Annotated in this window: 4 protein-coding genes; 1 reads left to right on the top strand and 3 read right to left on the bottom strand. The window is 40.3% G+C overall.

Annotated features, from left to right (window positions below; genetic code table 11):
- Window positions 1-442: efflux RND transporter periplasmic adaptor subunit (locus tag H5202_RS17695; protein ID WP_182773235.1), on the bottom strand; the 442-nt coding region annotated here is incomplete at its 3' end.
- Between the two features lie 317 nt (window positions 443-759).
- Between H5202_RS17695 and rhlP the strand changes: the two genes are divergently transcribed.
- Window positions 760-1599, top strand: a complete 840-nt coding sequence (rhlP, locus tag H5202_RS17690; protein WP_182773234.1) for a rhombotarget lipoprotein — start codon at window positions 760-762, stop codon at window positions 1597-1599.
- 734 nt (window positions 1600-2333) lie between these two features.
- Here the strand turns inward: rhlP and H5202_RS17685 are convergent.
- Complete coding sequence (locus H5202_RS17685) at window positions 2334-3542, bottom strand: efflux RND transporter periplasmic adaptor subunit (protein WP_182773233.1); 1209 nt, start codon at window positions 3540-3542, stop codon at window positions 2334-2336.
- Between the two features lie 4 nt (window positions 3543-3546).
- Window positions 3547-5226 (bottom strand): ABC transporter permease (locus H5202_RS17680; protein WP_182773232.1); only part of this gene is annotated, 1680 nt, incomplete at its 5' end.

The following is a 5226-nucleotide window of genomic DNA, read 5'->3' as shown; positions in this document are numbered from 1 at the left end:
CTTTTGCAGCTTGCAGGTTGAACTCGAGCTTGGCCATTTGATCGTGGCTTATAAACCCATTGTTGTTCATTTTGTTTAAACGATTTAATTCTTGCTGAATAATCTGTACTTCGGCTTCTGAACGATTGAAATCATAGCGTTGACGCTTGGCATCAATTACCGCAAGAATTTGTCCCTTAGTAACCCGATCGCCTTCTTCAACATTAATCTTTTCGATAATCCCAGCAATGCGACTCATCACATGAGATTCTTCAGGTGCTTCAAGTGTTGCTGTCGTACTGTAGAAAGAAGATACATTGCCTGTAGTGACGAGCGCGGTTTCAACAGGAATAGCAAATTTTTGTTCTTCTTTTACTTGCTCTGCTTCGCCGCTGCAACCACTAAGTGCTGCAATACAAAGTAAAGGGATTGCCATTTTTTTCACGCTGATGAACCTATCCATGTGATACCTGCCAGTGTTATATTTTTAGAATTAAATGACGTCAGTTTGCTTATGTTATTCTTAAGCACACAAACGTCACGTTATCATTTGTAACTAATGTTAATTGCCAATAATAAAGCACTAACTGTGCCAGTATTTATATATTATAAATAACAATGGGTTATGGGTGTTAGGTTGGGGACTGGTTGTGTTAACAATGTTAAAATGGTGAAAACGATTAACTTTTGGTGTGATTAGTTATTTTAACGTGATTGAATTAGCAAAATGAATTTAACTATCGAAATCAATAAATGGAAAATAATCAAAAAGGAAGCTAAATGAAAAAAACATGGTTGGTTATGATTGCATCAGTTTTTATATTGTCTGCATGCAGTATGTTGGTGAGCCAGCAGTCAGGGAAACAGTCAGTCTCGAGCAGTTTAATGGATTTTTTGTATCCTAATAAAGAAGATCGTGCAGTGCATAGTGCCGAAATTCCATTACTTACATTACCAGTAAAAGTCGGTATTGCTTTTGTACCTTCTACAGGTTTTCAAAAAGAGGCTGTGCAGAGTAAAGATCAATATGAATTACTTGAAAAAGTGAAAGCGGCTTTTGTTCAATATGATTATATTGACCGCATTGAAGTTATTCCGAGTACTTATCTTGCTGGCGGTGATGGGTTTAACACGTTAGATCAAGTAGGGCGTTTGTACGATGTCGATATCATTGCATTGGTGTCATATGATCAGGTGACTCAGTCTTTAGAGAATAATGCCGCATTACTGTATTGGACGATTGTGGGAATGTATGTCATTCCGGGTAATGAAAATACCGTACAAACGTTTGTTGATACTGCAGTGTTTGACATTAAAAGCAGAAAAATGCTCTTTAGAGCACCGGGAATAAGCAAGCTTGAAAAACGAACGACTGCCATAGGCATTGATGAAACCTTAGCAGAAAAATCGATGCAAGGATTTGGCCTGGCTGTCACTGATATGACTAAAAACCTAGACGATGAGTTAGCTCGGTTTAAAGTGAGAGTAAAAGAAGAGAAAATTGCTAAGGTGGAACATAGCAATAATTACAGCGGCGGGGCTATTGATATACAGTTTGGTTTATTATTATTGATAATGATATTGATTAGATTAAGACTCAGCAAGGGTGTTGAACGCTAACCTCATAGTGGCCTACTTTTCATCATAAAGTGAAAATAGGCCAATAATTCCAATGTCTTAATTTAAAGTTGTTACGTTGATAGTTCAAAGGTGGGTTATAGATTAATGCTCCCTCATACCGCACTTTTTAGTTAAGCAGACAAACTTATTTATGTCTAGAAATGTGCCATATGGCGCAAAATTTTCATGTAAATTAGAAAGCAGCTTGGTAGTAAAACGCCCCCAAGACATAAACGTATCGACCGAATTATGAAGTCACCGGTGCGGTTTACATTATGGCAATGAACGATTAATGTTTATGAATTTTTGCCAATGGTTTAGAGCAACGTTCGGATAACAATATGATAAAACAAGTGAGTGAAGGGGAGTGGACAGCACATGATTTATCTACGTTTGCTCGATCATGTTGGGTTACTTAGGTGTTATTCATATGGTTGCAGAGAAATGTTAAATCACGCAATGACCAATTTAGAACAAGCTGATATTCATGTGTATTATACAGCTAAAAATGTGTCGTTATTAAGTTGTAGTATCGTCGTTTACTGTTGATTTAAATCCTTATCTCTACCTATTTAACCCAAGTCTGTTCCTAGATAGAAAATCATTTAAAAACAGCTTAAACTTTTATGATAGAGGGTTGTGGACTGTTTTTGTATCTTCAAAAAGGGAAGATATTTATTGGATAAAACAGCTGGATTTGAGTCGAATTTTTTGATGGTATTCGTAATATTGTGTTAATCAAATAATCGCAGCTCTACACGCTTACCATCATCGACTTCATCACTCGGATGATTGATCACCGGCTCACCATCATTTATCCCTTCAAGGATCTGTGCTATTAAACCATTACGCTGACCTATTTTAACTTCACGTCTTACGGCCCGGTTACGCTCAATCGTAAACACTGCCCATTTGTCGTTATACCGAAATAAGCTACTCGCAGGTATTTGCAGAACATTTTCCTGCTGCCATAAAATAAAATTCGCCTCAACTCGATAGCCATCTCCAAGTCTACGCCATAGTTCAGCCTTAGAAACAAAATCCGAAATAATGAGTACGCGTTGTTCTTCAACCCCAAGTGCCGATACTTTGGTAAAACCAATAGGTTCGACTATTCGAACTCTCCCTTCTAATGGTTTTTCACCTCCCCAACGATCAAACATAACTCTCATGCCGGGTTTTATTTTCACCGCATCAGCTGAAAGCACATCAACTTCGATTTCCAGTGCAGAAGGGTCGCCCACTTCCAGCAACGGCTCACCAGTACGAACAGGACCTTCGCATGCACGAACAACTTTAAGAATGCTTCCATTTATCGGAGATCTAACCTGTACTCGTTCTGCTGGCTCTGTACTGTCTACGGCAGCGGAATATTGCAGAGCAGTGCGTGCAGCCTCTAGTTCATATTTAGCTACTTCCACCCGAAAATATGCTGAATGTTTTGCCGCAGCAGTCGTTTGCACCTCGGTTTTGGCCTTATCAAAGGCTTCGCGTGAAATCAAAGATTGTTCGATTAATGGCTGTAGCCGTGTTAATTCATTAATGGCTAATTGTGCCGATGCAAATGTTGCTTTGGCCTGTTCTTCTGCAGCATGTAAAGCTGATTTTCTTGCCGCTACCTGAGCCTGAGCTTGAGCTCGGCTACGTGGATCTAACACCTGTGATTGTAACGCCGTGATGCCTAACAGAACTTGCCCTTGTTTAACCATATCGCCCACTTTTAATTGCAGGCGGCAAGCTACACCATCAACAGATGCTGATATCACGTAACGATCAATTATTCGGGTACGGCCTTCCTCTTCAATGCTTACTGTCATCGGTGCATATTTTGCAGTAACGCTTTCAACCATGATTGGCTGCGGCCAGAAACCCCAAATCAATAATCCCGTTATTAACGCAGCAATAAATAATATCAACGGGTGATTCTTTAACAAAGCAGGCATATGTTTACTCCTTACTTTTAAGTACGGCCACCATATCTAAGTTTGACAGATTACGCCAAATCATTAACGCTGAAATGATATAGGAGCTAATGACAACCAGCGCAGCAAAAGCATACACTTTCAACTCAAGCATCAGCGGAATACGATATAAGTCAGAATCAAACTCAAGTGCCAGAAATGCACACAAACTGTAACCAATCATCATGCCTACCGGAATAGCGATGAGTGTTAGCACGGCCATTTCACCCAGAAGAATATAAGCAACCTCAGATCGATGAAATCCCAACACTCGCAAACTGGCCAATTCTCGGTTTCGCTCAGATAGCGCAATACGTATACTGTTGTAAACCACACCAAATGCGATGCTTCCACCTAAAAGAGTGGTGATAAAGGTAAAAAATAAAATGGTTTCATCCATCGTTTCGTAAAAAGACTTAATTGCAGATTCTTGTTCAACTACGCCGGCTATGCGTGGCGCACCTTTAAGTTCTGCATAGACCTGGCTTTGATATAACTTATCAACTTTTAACCTGGCCGCGGAAATAGCATTACCTTCATTCAACAATCGATTTAATGAATTTAGCTGCATATAACCATTTAAACCAAGATACTCTTTAGCCAAACCTACCACTGGCACCTGTACGACTTGACGATCACCTTCCAGAACTTCTACGGTTAATATATCACCTACCTTAAGATGTAATATCTCTGCTAGGTAATCGGTGAGAATAATGCCCTCTGGCGGCAAATCAATTACTTTGAGGCTAGTATCGAGTAAGCGCATCAGACTGCCATTGGGATCAATTCCCTGTATAGCGGTTCTATATGAACGGTGCTCAAAGCGCAATTTTGCAGTAACCACTCTAAAACCTTCAACGTGTTCTACGCCCTGTAAACTCTTTAGTGAGTAAAGCGACCGCTGGGATGTTGGCTCAGTAAACGTTGCCGTTAGATCACTGCGCTGACTCATACCAAACTGCACCTCGACCATATACTTGATAGCACCTTCTTGAAACCCACCAATCATCATCGTGCCACAGGCCATGCTCAGACCCAATATAGTCATCAATGATTTTAAGGGATGACGCTCAATGTGGCGGAAAATCATTCGGGTCGGTTGCGAAAACCAACGTTGTAGCCCCAACTTTTCAATCAGGGTTGTATGGTATAACGCTGGGGGTTCGGAGCGCATAGCTTGAGCCGGAGGTAAACTTGCTGCGTTATACACAGCATACAGAGTGCCAATCACGGCAACTCCCATACTAATAAAAATCGCTGCAACAATGACTTTGGCTTTGAGTACATAAATCATAAATGGCAAGCTATAAAACGTCATGTAAATGTTGCTCATTCCTTTGCCCATCCAGATACCAAAACCAATTCCTGCAATAACGCCTATCGCGGTAATCATTAATATTAGTTTTGTGTAATGCAGACCGACAGAAAAATTGCTATACCCAAAGGCCTTAAGTCCGGCAATCTGTTCTCGCTGTAAACTGATAAGACGACTAGTGACCACATTCAACAGAAATGCTGCAACGCCAAAAAGCATTATCGGAAATATTGTGGCTATGGTTCTTTGTTGTTTAAGCTCCTCGCTCAAAAAACGATTAGATAATAGATCTTTACGTGCATATGCCCCTATTCCTCCGTAGGGTTTCAACAGTTCATCAAGCCTGTCGAT

Source organism: Shewanella sp. SG41-4, assembly GCF_014164505.1.
Classification (GTDB): Bacteria; Pseudomonadota; Gammaproteobacteria; order Enterobacterales; family Shewanellaceae; genus Shewanella.
Note: the sequence above shows the minus strand (reverse complement) of the source record. Positions and strands in the feature narration are given on the sequence as shown.